Below are 16,128 nucleotides of genomic sequence, written 5' to 3'. Positions count from 1 at the left end.
CAACGTAGGGCGGGTTAGCGAAGCGTAACCCGCCACCTCGCGCCCGCAAAAAAATAGAGCGGGTTAGGCTGTGCTAACCCGCCCTACGATTCCGATGTTGAGGAGCGCCTACTCTGCCGCAGGAGCCGGCACCTTGGCGCCTTGGCCGTAGCGCTGGTCGATGTAGTCGATCACCAGCGCCTTGAAGTCGGCGGAGATGGTCGGGCCGCGCAGCGTGCGGAACTTCTTGCCGTCGACGAAGACGGGCGCGGCCGGCGCTTCGCCCGTGCCGGGCAGCGAGATACCGATATTGGCGTGCTTGGACTCGCCGGGGCCGTTGACGATGCAGCCCATCACCGCGACGTTGAGCTCTTCCACGCCAGGATATTTCGTCTTCCAGGTCGGCATCTCGTCGCGGATGAAATCCTGGATCGAGCGGGCCAGCTCCTGGAACGTGGTCGAGGTGGTGCGGCCGCAGCCGGGGCACGCGGCAACCAGCGGCACGAAAGTGCGGAAGCCCATGGTCTGCAGGAGCTCCTGGCCGACCTGCACCTCGCGGGTGCGGTCGCCGCCGGGCTCGGGCGTCAGCGAGATTCGGATGGTGTCGCCGATGCCCTGCTGCAAGAGGATGCCGAGCGCGGCCGAGGACGCAACGATGCCCTTCGAGCCCATGCCGGCCTCGGTGAGACCGAGATGGATGGCGTAGTCCGAACGGGACGCGAGATCCTGATAGACCGCGATGAGATCCTGCACCGCCGAGACTTTTGCCGAGAGGATGATGCGGTCCTTGGGCATGCCGAGCTCCTCGGCGCGCGCCGCCGAGAGCAGCGCCGACTGCACCATGGCCTCGCGCGTCACCGCGCGCACGTCGCGCGGGTTGGGCGAGGCCGCGTTCTCGTCCATCAGCTTGGTCAAAAGCTCCTGGTCGAGCGAGCCCCAATTGGCGCCGATGCGCACCGGCTTGTTGTTCTTGTTCGCGATCTCGATGATGTCGGCGAACTGGGTGTCGCGCTTGTCCTTGAAGCCGACATTGCCGGGATTGATGCGGTATTTGGCCAGGGCCTCGGCGCAGGCGGGATAGGCCGCGAGCAGCTTGTGGCCGATATAGTGGAAGTCGCCGATCAGGGGCGTAGTGATGCCGCGCTTGGCGAGGCCGTCGCGGATGTGCGGAACGGCGGCCGCAGCCTCCTCGCGGTCCACGGTGATGCGGACCATTTCGGAGCCGGCGCGCGCGAGCGCTGCGACCTGGGCGATGGTGCCTTCGACATCGGCGGTATCGGTGTTGGTCATCGACTGCACGACGATCGGCGCACCGCCGCCCACAGTGACGTTGCCGACCTTGACCTGGGTGGTCCGATGCCGGGGCGCCGGGCCCGCAATGTCTGAATCGAGAGGGTTTTCGAGCTTGTTCATGGCGGTCCAAATATCAGGTTTTGGTGACGTTCAGCAATGCATCACGCGGCGCCGCAGCTGATGGGCTGGGACGGTTAACCAGAAAAAGCCCAGCAATTACAAGGACCGCTGCGGCCCCGAATGTCAGGCTGAGGGTGTCGTGCATGATGAAATAGCTACCCACCACGCCAAACAAAGGGGTGATGAAGGTAAAAGCGGACAATTTGCTGGCCGAATAGGCCTTCACCAGCGCGAACCAAAGCGTGAACGTGGTTCCCACCACCCAGATCGCCTGGAACGCCATCAGGCCGAGCGACAGCGGCGATGGGGTGTGAGTGATGGATTCGCCGAACAGCCAGGCCGCGAGCCCCAGGATCGGGACCGAGGTCGCGACTTGATATCCCAGGGCCTTCTCGGGCGCCGCGAAGCGCAGCCGCGTGCCCTTGGCAACCAGCGTCGTCGCGGCCCAGAGCGCGGCGCCCCCGACGATCATGAGATCGCCGAGCAGAACCTGCGAATCGACATTGGGCTGGGGCACGCCGATCGCAAGCGCCACGCCGGCAAAGCTGATGGCTAGGCCGAGCCATTGCGCGCCACCGAGACGCTCGCCGAGCACCTGGTAGGAGCCGAGCGCCACGAAGAACGGCGCGGTGTAGAGGAACACCACCGCACGAGAAGCAGACGTGAAGTGCAGCCCCTGGAAGATCAACACGAACTCGATGCCGAACATCAGCCCGGCGATCAGGCCGGGCTTCCAGGTGCCGTCACGTTCGAAGAATTTGACGCCGCGAAAGGTGCCGATGAGGAACAGCACCGGCAGCGCGCCCATCGAGCGGATGGTGGCCTGGAGCATCGGCGGAATGTCCGGCAGCACCAGCTTCACCGCGATCTGGTTGAATCCCCAGGTCAGGCATAGCATGAGCATCAGGGCGATGGCGCCGGCACTGAGGGGACGGCCAGCGGACGGTATGGCTTGAGGTGCGGACATTTCTTCCCAAAAATCCGGCTTTGCGCCGTTGTTGCTTCAAGACATTTTCTGACAATGCGTGCAGACGCCCGTGATCTCCACCACAGACAGCTTTGGCGCGAAGCCTGAGCTGCGCGCGGCGGCGTTGAGGTCCTTGGCGAAGGACGCCGAGGAGATCTCGCCGACCAGGCCGCAGCGCTCGCAGATTAGGAACGCCACCGCGGAGGTCGAATCGTGGTCGTGGGCTGCGCAAGCGAGATAGGCGTTGCGGCTTTCGATGCGATGCACGAGGCCGTTGGCCATCAGGAAATCGAGCGCACGATAGATCGTGATCGGTGCCGGCCGCGCCATCGACTTGGCAAGCTCGTCGATGATTTCGTAGGCGCCGAGCGGACGGTGGCTGGAGAGCAAAGCACCCAGCACCTGGCGGCGGATCGGCGTGAATTTCTGCGCACGCTGCTGGCAGACCACCTCGGCATGCGCAAGCGCGTCCGCGGTGCAGCGGCCGTGATCATGGTCGGGCGCGGGGAATGCCGGCTTTGCGAGGCTCATGTCGCCGTCTTCTAGCATTTCGGCGGGGGAACCCAAAGCACGACGAGTCGTCCGGCTGCCAGCCATGCTCCTCCCGCGGGACAGCACCGCGCCACCGGTCCGTGAATTAATCATAAGCTTGCTTATAATATTCAAGCTTATTGGAGACGACGCTCATGAGCCGCGGGTCGGTCGACCAGAATTTCCTGTTCACGCTCGGTGAGCTCTATCGCCTCTTGCGCGTTTATGCCGACAAGGAGGCCTCGCGCTTCGGCATCACCCGGGCGCAATGGGCGGTGCTGGCCAAGGTGGAGCGCAGCGAGGGCATGAAGCAGTCCGAGCTCGCCGAGCTCCTGGAGATGCAGCCGATCACGCTGACACGGCTGATCGACAAGCTCTGCGACAACGACTGGATCGAGCGCCGCAGCGACGCTTCGGATCGCCGGGTCAAGCGCCTGTACCTCAAGAAGGCCGGGCGGCAATTGCTCGGCCGCATGAGCGGCCTGAAGTCGGAGCTGACGGCGAACGCGCTCGACGGCATCAATCCGGCGGACGCGCACCGCCTCCTCACCCAGCTCGAAACCATCAAGGAAAACGTGCGAACCGCGATCCAGGCATCCGGCGCGGAGCAAGCACGCAAGGAGCAGCGCCATGGCTGATCAGGTCGTCAAGTTGCAGCCCGAGCAGAAGAGCGACAGCGGCAAGCCGACCAAGAAGGCCGGCACCGATCCGCGCCGCCGCCTGCTGGCGGGCCTGCGCCGCTATCGCCGTTTCCTGCTCCTGGTCGTGCTGCCTGTCATCGTCGCCATCGGCGGCATCACCTTCTATCTGCATGGGGGCCGCTATGTCGGCACCGACGATGCCTATGTCGGCGCACAGAAGGTGCTGGTGACACCCGACATCTCCGGCAAGATCCTGAAGGTCGTCGTCAAGGAGGGCCAGTCGGTCAAGCGGGGCGACGAGTTGTTCGAGATCGACCCGGTTCCTTTCCGCCTCGCGGTCGAGGAGACCAAGGCGCAGCTCGCGCAGGCGCGCACGACCTATGACAACCTCGTCGCCAACATCAAGATCTACGGCGACATGTTGGGCCTCGCCCAGCAGGGCATCGATCTGAAGCAGCGCGACGTCGAGCGCAAGCAGGCGCTGGTGAAGAACAATTTCGGCTCCCAGCTCGATCTCGACAACGCCTCCAACGCACTGGTCACCGCCGGGGCGCAGGCGCAGTACATCAAGCAGCAGCTCTCCAACGCAAAGACCCAGCTGCTCGGCAACCCTGATCTGCCGCTCGAGCAATTCCCGCCCTACGCTCAGGCAAAAGCCAAGCTGGATGACGCGCAGCGCAACCTCGACCACACCGTGCTGCGCGCGCCGATGGATGGAGTGGCGACGCAGGTCGAGCAGATTCAGCTCGGCCGCTATGTGCCCGCCGGCACGCCGGTGTTCTCCATCATCGACGTCGCCCATCCCTGGGTCGACGCCAATCCGAAGGAGAGCGACCTCACCTATGTCACCGAAGGCCAGTCCGTCACGCTCGAGGTCGACGCGTTCCCGAACCATGTCTTCAAGGGCAAGATCGGCTCGCTCTCGCCCGGCACCGGCGCGCAATTCGCGATCCTGCCGCCGCAGAACGCCATGGGCAATTTCGTCAAGGTGGTGCAGCGTGTGCCGATCCGCATCTATTTTGACGAGACCGACAAATATGTGCGGAAGCTGAAAGCCGGCATGAGCGTCTACGCCACCATCGACACCGGTCATCGGCGGTCGCTTGCCGGCCTGCTCGGCCTGTCCGCGACCGCGGGCCAGGATAAAGAATAAGACAAGGACTGGCGCGATGTCCGGCCCCAATGCCAGCCTAATGGTCCCCGGCCTGCGCCGGAACATGGTGACGATCTGCGCCATGACCGCGACCATCATGCAGGCGCTCGACACGACCATCGCCAATGTCGCCCTCCCCTACATGCAGGGCACGCTGTCGGCCTCGCAGGACCAGATCAACTGGGTGCTGACCTCCTACATCGTCGCCGCCGCGATCATGACGGCGCCGGTGGGCTGGATCGCCAACCGCTTCGGCCGCAAGCGCATCTTCATCATCTGCTCGGCCGGCTTCACCATGGCATCGGTGCTGTGCGGCCTCGCGCAGGACATCAACCAGATGGTGCTGTTCCGCCTGCTGCAGGGCGTGTTCGGCGCAGCGCTGGTACCGCTGTCGCAATCGGTCATGCTCGACTATTACACGCTTCAGGAACGCGCCAAGGCGATGGCGATCTGGGGCATGGGCGTGATGATGGGTCCGATCATGGGACCGTCGCTGGGAGCCTGGCTCACCGAGACCTATTCCTGGCACTGGGTGTTCTTCGTCAACCTGCCGTTCGGCATCATCACCGTGCTCGGGCTGGTCGTCTTCATGGACGAGACCAGGAAGGATTTCAGCCTCAAATTCGACTGGTTCGGCTTCGCCGCGCTGGCGGTCGCGATCGGCGCGCTCCAGCTCGCGCTCGACCGCGGTGAGCAATTGGGCTGGCTGGAATCGAACGAGATCCTCGCCGAGTTCATCGTCTCGGCCGTCGCGTTCTACTTCTTCCTCGCGCATTCCTTCACGACCTCGACCCCGTTCATCCGCTTCGCCCTGTTCCGGGACCGCAACTTCGTCACCGGCTGCCTGTTCATGATCGTGATGGGGCTCGTCCTGTTCTCGACCATGGCACTCGCCTCGCCCTACATGCAGAACGTGATCGGCTATCCCATCATCACCGCCGGCCTGCTGCTGGCGACCCGCGGCATCGGCACCTTCTTCGCCATGATGCTGGTCGGCCGCATGATGCGTTATATCGAGGCGCGCACGCTGATCATCTGCGGCCTGACGCTGACGGCGGGCTCGCTGTTCCAGATGACCGGCTGGACCGATCTGACCCAGGTGCCGGAGATCGTCACCGTCAGCGTCATCCAGGGTTTTGGCTTCGGCCTCGTCTTCGTGCCGCTCTCGACCGTGGCGTTCCTGACACTGTCGAACGAGCTGCGCACCGACGGCACCGCGATGCTGACCCTGATGCGCAACGTCGCGAGCTCGGTCGGCATTTCCGTCGTCATCGCGCAATTGACGCAAGGCACGCGATGGACCTACGCGATCCTGTCCGAGCACATCAACCCGTTCAACCACGCGCTGCAGATGCCCGGCGTCAGCGGCATCATCAATCTGTCGACCGACACCGGCCGCGCCATGGCCGACAGAATGGTCAACGTGCAGGCGCAGATCATCGCCTTCGCGCACGACTACCAGCTGGTGATGCTCTTCATCCTCTGCACCATCCCGCTCGCTTTGCTGATCGGCTCGACCAAGGCGACGCTGCGCAAGCAGGCGGCGGGGCCGGAGCATGCGGTGATGGAGTAGCGGATCTCGGGCCCCGGACGCAGCGCAGCGCTACACGTTGCACCGCGTCCGGGACACAACAGCGCTACAACAGCTCCTCGCAGCCCAAATCATCCACGGCCGCAAACGCCCGCTCCAGATTGTTCCACCAGATCAGCGGCGGGATGTTGAAGCTCCACTGCCAGACCGGCCGCATGATCTGCCAGAGCACCGCCCAGCGGTAGTCGCGATCGAGCGCGCCGCGGGTGTAGCCGGTGATGCCGCTCTCGACCAGCGTGTCGTGGTAGAGATTGAGCAGCAGCCGTTCGAGCGCCTGCCGGCGTTCCGGATACCAATGCATCGCCATCATGTAGGCGAGATCGTGGGTCGGAACGTCGATGCTCCAAAGATCGAAATCGAAGATGCGCACGGTGTCATCGATTCCCGTGCGCGGCAGCAGGAAATTCCAGACATGGGCATCGCCATGCGTGATACTGAGGTGGCGGCGTGAATGGTAACGCTGGGACAGCCGCTCCGACTGATCGATGAGCCGACGATAGAGGATCCGCCGTTCCTCGCTGAGGCGATCGCCGAGAAGATCGGCAAAGCGGTCGTAATGCCCCGCGAACGTCTCCATGCGTTGCGCGCTGTCCTCCACGCTGGCCCAGGTGCCGAGGGTCTCGCCGAGGCTTGGATGGTCCCACCAGGCTGCATGCCAGCGCGCCAGCGTCGTGACGACGGCGAACGTCTGCTCACGCGACGGCGGCACCGGCCAGGCCGTCGCGATCTCGTGGCTGTCGGTGAGATCTTCCAGGAGCAGATGCCAGGCGAAGCTGTCCTCGTCGAAATGCCCATCAAAGCAGCGCGGCACGAGTCCCGGCGGCATCTGCGGCACCAGCTGCGTGTAATAGCCCACCTCGCGCCGGCCGCCATTGGCGAGGCGCTTGGCGAAAGCGGCATTGGGCGTCTTGAGGATCAGCGACTGCGGAGCACCGGCGGACTCGCCGACATAGCGCAGCCCGAGCCTGACGATATGCGACACCACTGTGTCGCGCTGATGCAGCACCTTCACCTCGCGGACGGCGCCTGCATCCAGCGCGCCGCCCCGGCGCAGCGCGGCCGTCAGTCGGGCGGGCTCAACGACCGCCGGCAATTGTGGAGATGCCATGAACCACGATGCCCCTGTCCCGCGTCATACTGCACGATCACATGCCCGGGCACCAGCGGCTGCCGCCGGCTCAGGCTGCGGCGGTCGAGTCGCGCACCGTCCGCACGACGATCGCGCGCAGTTGATCGAGATTGGCCGTCATCCCGGCGATCGCCTGCCTCACATCCGCGGCGCGCTGGTTGACGGAGGCGGCATCGCGGCTGACGTCGCCGATCTTGGCCGAGACCTCCTGTGCGGCGGAGGCCGATTCGGAAATCGACCGCGTGATCTCCCGGGTCGCGGCATCCTGCTCTTCCATTGCGGCAGCGACCGATGTCGCCACGCCGTCGATCTCGATGATGTGGCCTCCCATGGCCTCGACGGCGTCGACCGCGGCCTGCGTCGAGGCCTGGATCTCTGCAATCAGCCGGCCGATCTCCTCGGTGGACTTGGCAGTCTGGTCGGACAGGGACTTCACCTCGGCGGCAACCACCGCGAAGCCGCGGCCGGCCTCGCCGGCGCGCGCCGCCTCGATCGTCGCGTTGAGCGCGAGGAGGTTGGTCTGGCCTGCGATGCCGCCGATGAGGTCGGAGACCTCCGCGATCTTCTTCACCGATCCGGCCAGCGCCTGAATGGTCGAACGCGCCTGCTCGCGGCCGGCGACGGCCGATTTGGTGACGGTGCTGGTCCGCGCGACCTGGCTCGTGATCTCGCGGATCGAGGCGCTCAACTCTTCGGCCGCAGCGGAGACGGCCTGCGAGCTGCCGAGCGCCTGGGTCGAGGCCGCCGCCACCGCCTGCGACTGCGCAGAGAGCGACTTTGCGATCTCAGAGAGGCCGGAGGCGGCTTGCTCCACGCCCAGCGTCGCCGCGGTCGCGGTATCGACCGAGCGGCCGGTCTCGCGCTCGACCGTTTCGGCCATCTGGTGCAGGGCGGAGCGCTTGGCGAGCGCCGCCGCCTGTTCCTGCCGCAACTGCTCCTCGCGCAGACGGGAGTTCTCGACCGCCGCCTGCTTGAACACCACAAGCGCACCCGCCATCGAGCCGACCTCGTCCTGGCGCTGCGCGAACGGAATGTCGGCGGCCAGATCGCCCGTCGCGAGCTTCTGCATCGTGTCCGTCATGCGCACGATCGGGCGCACCACGCCAAGGGCAACACCCAGCAGGCCGGCGGTAACGAAGGCGAGGACGGCGATAGAGACGCCGAGGAGGATATAGAGCATCGCGCTGTCGCGGTCCGCGGCCAGCTTCTCCATGGCGGCATTCCGCTTGTTGGCACTCTCGACGATACTGTCGATGACGGCGCGATGCGCGGTATAGGCCTCCTTGAGCTGCGCATAGACGCGCTCGGAAGCCGCCGCGTCCTTGGCCTTGAGGGCGGGCAGAAGCTGATCCGATGCCTTCCAGAATTTCTGCACCTCCGCATCGGACTTCGACACCAGCGCGGTCTTGAGGTCAGCCGAGAGGCTGGAGGAGACCCAGAACGCCTTGCGCTCGTCGTAGTCCTTGCGGAGCTGGACCAGACGCTCGCCGTGGGCCGCCAGCTGATCCGGCTCGCGCATGGCCAGCGTCGCCTCGAGATAGGCTTCGATGATGTATTCGGGCGGCGGCAGGATGTCGGCGATGAGGTCATTGCCGAGCTTGATGTCGGAATAGAGCGGACCGCCGACCTTGAGCTCTTTTAGGGCGTACAGGCTGGTCGAAACAACGGCGGCGAAACCAATGGCGAGAACGATGCCAAACGCGACGATCGCAGAGGACAAGGACAGACGAAATTTCATGAAACAATCCAGGTCGGCGTCGAAACTGCGGCCACCCTAGACGACTACGGTAAATACGGGATTGATTCGCGCCGGAATTGTATTTCACGAACCCCGCATGAATACGGAGATTAGGCGTCAAGTCATCGGTATTGAGTCAGCGAGGCTGACGCACAACCGCGCAAAATCAACGTTCGAGTCTGATGCGGCAACGCAGCACCGGCTCCGATGCGCCGAATGAGATATGTGTGCCGAGGAGCAGGCCTCCCCGGCACGCCCTGCCCTCATACGTCGAAGAACACCGTCTCGTTGTCGCCCTGCAGGTGCAGGTCGAGCCGGTAGACCGGCTTGCCGGCCTCGCGGACCGCAGTGAGCGTGGCGCGGCGGTCAGCCGGCACCAGCGCCAGCACGGGATCGGCGGCGTTGCCGGCCTCGTCGCTGAAATAGATGCGGGTGTAGAGATGCCTGAGCATGCCGCGGCCAAACACCGCAACCAGGATGTGCGGCGCCTGCGGCTTGCCCGCAGAATCCGGCACCGCGCCCGGCCTGATGGTCTCGAAGGAATAGTTGCCGTCCTTGTCGGTGCCGCAGCGGGCAAAGCCGCGGAAGCTCGCATTCGGCAGCGCGCGCTTGTCCTGGGGATCGGCGAAGCGGCCCTGCGCATCCGCCTGCCAGATCTCCAGCATGCAATCGGGGACGGCAACGCCGTCGCCGTCGAACACCCGGCCCTCGATGCGGATGCGATCGCCGGTGACATTGGGCGTCAGCGTCGAATGGGTGAACGCGTCGTTCCAGGCGTACTCGCCGGTCGGCGTCAGGCCGTATTTGAAGAACGGACCGACCGTCTGCGATGGGGTGATCCCGTCGGGCTTCGCGGACTCTTGCACTTAATGGCTCTCCATGGGGGTGGCGTCTTTGCCGCGCAGCACGATGTCGAAGCGGTAGCACAGCGCCCATTCGGGCTGGGTATTCTCCAAGTCGAACGACGAGACCATCCGCGCTCGCGCCTTCTCGTCCGGCACCGAGTTGAAGATCGGGTCGAACGCGAACAAGGGGTCGTTCGGGAAATACATCTGCGTCACCAGGCGCGTGACGAAGGAATGGCCGAACACCGACAGATGGATGTGCGCTGGACGCCAGGCATTGTGGTGATTGCCCCAAGGGTAGGCGCCAGGCTTGATCGTCACGAAGCGATAATAGCCGGACGCATCGCTCACGGTGCGGCCCGCGCCGGTGAAATTCGGATCGAGCGGCGCCGGATGCTGATCACGGACGTGGACATAACGGCCGCAGGAATTGGCCTGCCAGATCTCGACGAGCGAGTTCGGCACGCCGCGGCCGTCCTCGTCGCGCACATGGCCATGCACGATGATGCGCTCGCCGAGCGGCTCGCCCGCGTGCTGGCGGGTGAGGTCGTTGTCGCCCTCGCGCACGGTCTCGTGGCCGTAGACCGGCCCGGTCAGCTCCGACAGCGTATGGGGCATCGGAATCAAGGGCTTGTTCGGCGCGCGTTTGATCGAGCTCTTGTAGTCGGGCGACAGCGGCAGCGGATGCGCCGCGTTGCTGCCGGTGGGATAGATGAATGTCATTGGCGAACTCCTCCCCGGCCGTTTTCGGTCCGGCCAGTCAACTCTTCCGCCAATCATTATAGGATATAACTAATTTGGGAAAGCCGGTTTGGCGGCGTTCCCGCGCATGGCAGCCGGCCGCTGCTACCTGATCGGCGCACGCGGAAGCACGGCCTCTCCGGCCTCGAGCCGGTAGGTATGGTCGAGCGAATACCAAGGCAACGAGGCGTCCTTCGCCGTCGGATGCGGCGTATCGTGGCGCACGAACTTGCCGATCAGCGCCTGCGTCACACCGAACTGCACGTCGCTGTCGATATGGGGGTCGCTGGGATCATAGACCTGCGAGATCAGCACCTTGAATCCCGGCTTGAAGATCAGGGCGTGCAGATGCGCGGGACGATAGGGGTGGCGGGCCTGCGCCGCGAGCAGGCGGCCGACGACACCATCGGTCGGAATGGGATAGCCGACCATCATCACCGAGCGGAAGGAAAAGCGCCCGTCAGAATCGGTCGTGAACTTGCCGCGCAGGTTCATGTCGGCCTGCTCGGGGTCCTGGTTCTCGTAGAGGCCGACCGGCGAGGCGTGCCAGACATCGACCTCGGCACCCCCGACGGGCCGGCCGTCCTTGCCAGTGACGTGGCCGCTGACGAACAGCGTGGCCCCCGGTGTCTCCGAGCGCACGATCGATCCACCATTCTCGACCCGGGGCGAATTCAACCGCCAGAACGGCCCGAGCAATGATTGATCGGTCTCCGTATTGCCTTGATCGCCGTTGTTGAGCAGGCACACCAGCGAGGAGACGCCGAGCGACCCCGCCATCAGCACGACTTCGTTATGCGTATCGGTGGTCAGCTTGCCGAGTTCGGCCACGATCGCCGCGGCGTCGCGGAACTCCTTCTCGGTCAGCCTGACATCGCGGACGAAGGCGTGCAAATGCTTGACCAGGGAGACCATGATCTCGCGCAGCCGCGGATCGGATGTCCGTTCCATTACCGCCAGGGCCGCGGCCGTGACGTCCTTCTCGCGCTCGATGATCACAGGCTATTTTCTCCCTGTCTTTCCGGAACGCGAGAGAAATGCGCGAGCCCGGGCACTTCGCCTCTCCCGCGAAGAGCGGGGAGAGGCGAAGGAGAGAGTTCAATTCAGCTTCTCGATCGCAACCGCGACGCCCTGACCGACGCCGACGCACATGGTGGCGAGCGCGAGCTTGCCGCCGCGCTTCTCCATGCCGTGCACGGCGGTGAGCGCGAGGCGGGCGCCGCTCATGCCGAGCGGATGGCCGAGCGCGATGGCGCCGCCATGCGGATTGACGAAATCGGCGTCATCGGTGACGCCGAGCTGGCGCATGCAGGCGATGCCTTGCGAGGCGAAGGCTTCGTTCAGCTCGATCAGGTCGAAATCGCTGATCCTCTTGCCGAGGCGCTCCATCAGCTTGCGGGTCGCCGGCACCGGGCCGATGCCCATGATCCGCGGCGGCACACCGGCCGAGGCGAGCCCGAGGATGCGCGCCCGCGGCGTCAGGCCGTGCTTCCTGACCGCGGCTTCCGAGGCCAGGATCATGGCGGCGGCGCCGTCATTGACGCCGGAGGCATTGCCGGCGGTGACGGTGCCGGGATTGCGCACGATCGGCTTCAGCTTGGCGAGACCTTCCAGCGTGGTCTCGGGGCGCGGATGCTCGTCCTTGTCGACCGTAACAGGACCGGCCTTGCCGCCGGGAATGGTGATCGGCGTGATTTCCTCGGCGAAATACCCCGCCGCGATCGCAGCGCCTGCGCGCTGCTGGGAGCGGATGGCGAAGGCGTCCTGATCGGCGCGCGAGACCTGGAACTCCTCGGCGACGTTCTCGCCGGTCTCCGGCATCGCGTCGACGCCGTACTGCGCCTTCAGCAGCGGATTGATGAAGCGCCAGCCGATGGTGGTGTCGAAGATTTCGGCCGAGCGCGAGAAGGCTTCCTGCGCCTTGCCCATCACGAAGGGCGCGCGGGTCATCGATTCGACGCCGCCGGCAATCGCGAGATCGATCTCGCCGGAACGAATGGCGCGGCCCGCGGCGCCGACCGCATCGAGGCCCGAGGCGCAGAGCCGGTTCAGAGTCTGGCCGGGAACCGAATCCGGCAGGCCCGCCAGCAGCAGCGCCATGCGCGCGACGTTGCGATTGTCCTCGCCGGCCTGGTTGGCGCAGCCGAAGAACACCTCGTCCACCTGTGCCCAATCGAGATTGGGGTGCTTGGCCATCAGCGCCTTGATCGGGGCGGCGGCGAGATCGTCGGCGCGCACCTTGGCGAGCGAGCCGCCGAAACGGCCGATCGGGGTCCGCACGGCATCGCAGATAAAGACGTCACGCATCGTTGTTCTCCCTGAATGCCGCGATCCGGCCAAATTCTTCAATGTCGGCGGAGTTTTAGGAGGGCGCCCGCGGCAGGTCAATTGACGGTTTCGCGGGGCAGACGTCATTCCGGGGCGACGAAGTCGCGAGCCCGGAATGACAGCAGAAAATGTGGCAGCCGCTTCCGCTACGCGGACAACGTGGAAAACCTCGCCGCTCCGGCCAAAGCAAATAGGAGCGGGTGCCGAAATTTTGTAGGTTGCGCCGCCCATGACGATGCAACAGCCGATACAAGTTCCGCCCGCCGATGACACGCCCGCGCCGCAGGCCGAGGCTGCCGCGCGCGTCACGCCGATGATGGAGCAGTATCTGGAGATCAAGGCGGCGCATCAGGGCTTGCTGCTGTTCTACCGGATGGGCGACTTCTACGAGCTGTTCTTCGAGGATGCCGAGATCGCCTCGAGGACGCTCGGCATCGTCCTGACCAAGCGCGGCAAGCACCAGGGCGCGGATATCCCGATGTGCGGCGTGCCGGTCGAGCGCTCAGAGGATTATCTGCATCGTCTCATCAGCGCCGGGCATCGGGTCGCGGTCTGCGAGCAGACCGAAGATCCGGCGGCGGCGAAAGCGCGCGGCAACAAGAGCGTGGTACGCCGCGGCGTGGTGCGGCTGGTGACGCCGGGCACGCTGACCGAGGACACGCTGCTGGATGCGCGTGCCAATAATTACCTGCTGGCGATCGCGCGCGCCCGCTCCTCCGCCGGCGGCGACCGCTTCGGCCTTGCCTGGATCGACATCTCGACGGCCGAATTCATGGTCACCGAGGTCTCGGGCGGCGAGCTCGCCGCGACGCTGGCGCGCATCAACCCGAACGAGGCGATCGTCACCGACGCGCTCTTTGGCGACAACGAGCTCGGCCAGACCTTGCGCGAGCTGCCGGCCGTGACGCCGCTGACCCGCGACGTCTTCGACGGCGCCACCGCGGAGAAGCGGCTCTGCGACTACTTTGCCGTCGCGACCATGGACGGGCTCGCGCAGCTGACGCGCCTGGAGGCCACCGCCGCGGCGGCCGCCGTCACCTATGTCGACCGCACCCAGGTCGGCAAGCATCCGCCGCTGTCGCCGCCCGCGCGCGAAGCCTCGGGCGCGACCATGGCGATCGACCCGGCGACGCGCGCCAATCTCGAGCTGACGCGCACGCTCGCCGGCGAACGCCGCGGCTCGCTGCTCGACGCCATCGACTGCACCGTGACTTCGGCAGGCTCCCGCCTGCTGGCGCAGCGTCTGGCGGCGCCGCTGACCGATGCGCCCGCCATCGCCCGGCGGCTGGACGCAGTCAGCACCTTCGTGGCCGATTCCGCCGCGCGCGAGGACATCCGCAGCATCCTGCGCGGCGCGCCCGACATGTCGCGCGCTCTGGCCAGACTCTCGGTCGGCCGCGGCGGGCCGCGCGACCTCGCCGGCATCCGCGACGGCATCATCGCCGCCGACCAGGTGCTGACGCGGCTCGCCGAAATGGATCAGCCGCCGCAGGAAATCGCGGCGGTGATGGCGGCGCTGCAGCGGCCGTCGCGCGCCCTCGCAGCCGAGTTCGCCAGCGCGCTCGACGAGCAGCTGCCGCTGATCAAGCGCGACGGCGGCTTCGTGCGCCAGGGCTACGAGCCGGCGCTCGACGAAGCGCGCAACCTGCGCGATGCCTCGCGCCTCGTGGTCGCCTCGATGCAGGCGCGCTACGCCGATGCGACCTCCGTCAAGGGTCTCAAGATCCGGCACAACAACGTGCTCGGCTATTTCGTCGAGGTCACCGCCCAGCACGGCGACAAGCTGATGTCGCCGCCGCTGAACGCGACCTTCATCCATCGCCAGACGCTGGCGGGACAGGTGCGCTTCACCACCGCCGAGTTAGGGGAGATCGAGGCCAAGATCGCCAATGCCGGCGACCGCGCGCTCGGCCTCGAGCTCGAGATCTTCGAGCGGCTCTGCGGCAAGGCGCTCGCGATTAGCGACGATCTGCGCGCCGCGGCGCAGGGCTTTGCGCTGCTCGACGTCGCGACCTCGCTGGCCAAGCTCGCCGTGGACGAGAACTATGAGCGGCCCGAGGTCGACGGCTCGCTCAGCTTTGCGATCGAGGCCGGCCGCCATCCCGTGGTCGAGCAGGCGCTCAAGCGCAACGGCGAGCCGTTCATCGCCAATGCCTGCGACCTCTCTCCCGCGCCGGCGCAGAAGTCAGGCCAGCTCTGGCTGCTCACCGGTCCCAACATGGCCGGTAAATCGACCTTCCTGCGCCAGAACGCGCTGATCGCCTTGATGGCCCAGATCGGCAGCTTCGTGCCGGCGACGCGGGCGCGGATCGGCATCGTCGACCGCCTGTTCTCGCGCGTCGGCGCCGCCGACGATCTCGCCCGCGGCCGCTCCACCTTCATGGTGGAGATGGTCGAGACCGCGGCGATCCTGAACCAGGCCGGCGAGCGCTCGCTCGTCATCCTCGACGAGATCGGCCGCGGCACCGCGACCTTCGACGGCCTCTCGATCGCCTGGGCCGCGATCGAGCATCTGCACGAGAGCAACCGCTGCCGCACATTGTTCGCGACGCATTATCACGAGCTGACTGCGCTCGCGGCCAAGCTGCCGCGCATGTTCAACGCCACGGTGCGGGTGAAGGAATGGCAGGGTAACGTCGTGTTCCTGCATGAGGTGCTGCCGGGCTCGGCCGACCGCTCCTACGGCATCCAGGTGGCGAAACTCGCCGGCCTGCCGCCGGCGGTGATCACGCGCGCCAAATCGGTGCTGTCCAAGCTGGAGGCGCAGGACCGCGGCCAGACCGCACGAGCCCTGGTGGACGATCTGCCGCTGTTCGCTGTCCCTTCGCGCGCCGCCACTGAAGCCGCGCCGCCGAGCGAAGCGGAGCTGCTCATGGAGGCGGTGAAGGCGCTGCACCCCGACGAGATGTCGCCGCGCGAGGCGCTCGATGCTCTGTATGCGCTGAAGGCGAAGCTGCCGAAGCAGTGATGGTGCCGTAGGGCGGGCGAAGCGGAGCGTGCCCACCGCTCCATGAAGCGATCGGGGAGAGATGGTGGGCACGGCGCGCAAAGAGCGCACCTTTGCCCACCCTA

At 65.9% G+C, this 16,128-nt stretch carries 13 protein-coding genes; 4 read left to right on the top strand and 9 right to left on the bottom strand.

Features of this window, described 5'->3' with window-relative positions:
* Positions 1-108 precede the first annotated feature (108 nt).
* Genes ispG through I6F16_RS30290 form a run of 3 tightly spaced genes read right to left on the bottom strand, consistent with a single transcriptional unit; the run spans position 109 to position 2,890 of the window.
* Positions 109-1,392, bottom strand: coding sequence for a flavodoxin-dependent (E)-4-hydroxy-3-methylbut-2-enyl-diphosphate synthase (ispG, locus tag I6F16_RS30300; RefSeq protein ID WP_128266114.1), 1,284 nt, complete (start codon positions 1,390-1,392; stop codon positions 109-111).
* A 13-nt stretch (positions 1,393-1,405) separates the two neighbouring features.
* The gene (locus tag I6F16_RS30295) at positions 1,406-2,359 is read right to left on the bottom strand and encodes a DMT family transporter (RefSeq protein WP_225174247.1); all 954 of its coding nucleotides are present in this window, start codon (positions 2,357-2,359) and stop codon (positions 1,406-1,408) included.
* Between the two features lie 36 nt (positions 2,360-2,395).
* The gene (locus I6F16_RS30290; protein ID WP_036002259.1) at positions 2,396-2,890 is read right to left on the bottom strand and encodes a transcriptional repressor; all 495 of its coding nucleotides are present in this window, start codon (positions 2,888-2,890) and stop codon (positions 2,396-2,398) included.
* A gap of 155 nt (positions 2,891-3,045) precedes the next feature.
* Between I6F16_RS30290 and I6F16_RS30285 the strand changes: the two genes are divergently transcribed.
* The 3 genes from I6F16_RS30285 to I6F16_RS30275 are packed head-to-tail and all read left to right on the top strand — an operon-like array spanning position 3,046 to position 6,257.
* The gene (locus I6F16_RS30285; protein ID WP_036002289.1) at positions 3,046-3,528 is read left to right on the top strand and encodes a MarR family transcriptional regulator; all 483 of its coding nucleotides are present in this window, start codon (positions 3,046-3,048) and stop codon (positions 3,526-3,528) included.
* The gene (locus I6F16_RS30280; protein WP_225174246.1) at positions 3,521-4,684 is read left to right on the top strand and encodes an HlyD family secretion protein; all 1,164 of its coding nucleotides are present in this window, start codon (positions 3,521-3,523) and stop codon (positions 4,682-4,684) included. The genes I6F16_RS30285 and I6F16_RS30280 overlap by 8 nt, the downstream gene beginning before the upstream one ends.
* A gap of 16 nt (positions 4,685-4,700) precedes the next feature.
* Positions 4,701-6,257, top strand: a complete 1,557-nt coding sequence (locus tag I6F16_RS30275) for an MDR family MFS transporter (protein ID WP_249782035.1) — start codon at positions 4,701-4,703, stop codon at positions 6,255-6,257.
* A 64-nt stretch (positions 6,258-6,321) separates the two neighbouring features.
* Here the strand turns inward: I6F16_RS30275 and I6F16_RS30270 are convergent, their stop codons facing one another.
* The 6 genes from I6F16_RS30270 to pcaF form a co-directional block, all read right to left on the bottom strand.
* Positions 6,322-7,383, bottom strand: coding sequence for an ecdysteroid 22-kinase family protein (locus I6F16_RS30270; protein WP_225174245.1), 1,062 nt, complete (start codon positions 7,381-7,383; stop codon positions 6,322-6,324).
* A 70-nt stretch (positions 7,384-7,453) separates the two neighbouring features.
* Complete coding sequence (locus tag I6F16_RS30265) at positions 7,454-9,142, bottom strand: methyl-accepting chemotaxis protein (RefSeq protein WP_225174244.1); 1,689 nt, start codon at positions 9,140-9,142, stop codon at positions 7,454-7,456.
* Between the two features lie 263 nt (positions 9,143-9,405).
* Entirely contained in the window at positions 9,406-10,008 is a 603-nt protein-coding gene (pcaG, locus tag I6F16_RS30260; protein WP_225174243.1) for a protocatechuate 3,4-dioxygenase subunit alpha, read from the bottom strand.
* Complete coding sequence (gene pcaH, locus I6F16_RS30255; protein ID WP_036038544.1) at positions 10,009-10,710, bottom strand: protocatechuate 3,4-dioxygenase subunit beta; 702 nt, start codon at positions 10,708-10,710, stop codon at positions 10,009-10,011. It lies immediately after the preceding gene.
* Between the two features lie 123 nt (positions 10,711-10,833).
* The gene (locus tag I6F16_RS30250; protein ID WP_225113304.1) at positions 10,834-11,727 is read right to left on the bottom strand and encodes a dioxygenase; all 894 of its coding nucleotides are present in this window, start codon (positions 11,725-11,727) and stop codon (positions 10,834-10,836) included.
* A gap of 99 nt (positions 11,728-11,826) precedes the next feature.
* Positions 11,827-13,035: a 3-oxoadipyl-CoA thiolase gene (gene pcaF, locus I6F16_RS30245; RefSeq protein ID WP_225113303.1), complete on the bottom strand. Its 1,209-nt coding sequence runs from the start codon at positions 13,033-13,035 to the stop codon at positions 11,827-11,829.
* A gap of 250 nt (positions 13,036-13,285) precedes the next feature.
* On the opposite strand from pcaF, the gene mutS reads away from it, so the two are divergent.
* The gene (mutS, locus tag I6F16_RS30240; protein ID WP_225113302.1) at positions 13,286-16,024 is read left to right on the top strand and encodes a DNA mismatch repair protein MutS; all 2,739 of its coding nucleotides are present in this window, start codon (positions 13,286-13,288) and stop codon (positions 16,022-16,024) included.
* Positions 16,025-16,128 lie beyond the last annotated feature (104 nt).

It is taken from the genome of Bradyrhizobium sp. IC4060 (assembly GCF_020193715.1).
Taxonomy (GTDB): domain Bacteria; phylum Pseudomonadota; class Alphaproteobacteria; order Rhizobiales; family Xanthobacteraceae; genus Bradyrhizobium; species Bradyrhizobium yuanmingense.
This window is presented reverse-complemented; position numbering and strand designations above follow the sequence as displayed.

What these genes read in the sequence shown, in the direction of transcription:
- ispG (WP_128266114.1), bottom strand. Translation starts at nt 1,392, where the DNA reads ATGAACAAGCTCGAAAACCCTCTCGATTCAGACATTGCGGGCCCGGCG.
- I6F16_RS30295 (WP_225174247.1), bottom strand. Translation starts at nt 2,359, where the DNA reads ATGTCCGCACCTCAAGCCATACCGTCCGCTGGCCGTCCCCTCAGTGCC.
- I6F16_RS30290 (WP_036002259.1), bottom strand. Translation starts at nt 2,890, where the DNA reads ATGAGCCTCGCAAAGCCGGCATTCCCCGCGCCCGACCATGATCACGGC.
- I6F16_RS30285 (WP_036002289.1), top strand. Translation starts at nt 3,046, where the DNA reads ATGAGCCGCGGGTCGGTCGACCAGAATTTCCTGTTCACGCTCGGTGAG.
- I6F16_RS30280 (WP_225174246.1), top strand. Translation starts at nt 3,521, where the DNA reads ATGGCTGATCAGGTCGTCAAGTTGCAGCCCGAGCAGAAGAGCGACAGC.
- I6F16_RS30275 (WP_249782035.1), top strand. Translation starts at nt 4,701, where the DNA reads ATGTCCGGCCCCAATGCCAGCCTAATGGTCCCCGGCCTGCGCCGGAAC.
- I6F16_RS30270 (WP_225174245.1), bottom strand. Translation starts at nt 7,383, where the DNA reads ATGGCATCTCCACAATTGCCGGCGGTCGTTGAGCCCGCCCGACTGACG.
- I6F16_RS30265 (WP_225174244.1), bottom strand. Translation starts at nt 9,142, where the DNA reads ATGAAATTTCGTCTGTCCTTGTCCTCTGCGATCGTCGCGTTTGGCATC.
- pcaH (WP_036038544.1), bottom strand. Translation starts at nt 10,710, where the DNA reads ATGACATTCATCTATCCCACCGGCAGCAACGCGGCGCATCCGCTGCCG.
- pcaF (WP_225113303.1), bottom strand. Translation starts at nt 13,035, where the DNA reads ATGCGTGACGTCTTTATCTGCGATGCCGTGCGGACCCCGATCGGCCGT.
- mutS (WP_225113302.1), top strand. Translation starts at nt 13,286, where the DNA reads ATGACGATGCAACAGCCGATACAAGTTCCGCCCGCCGATGACACGCCC.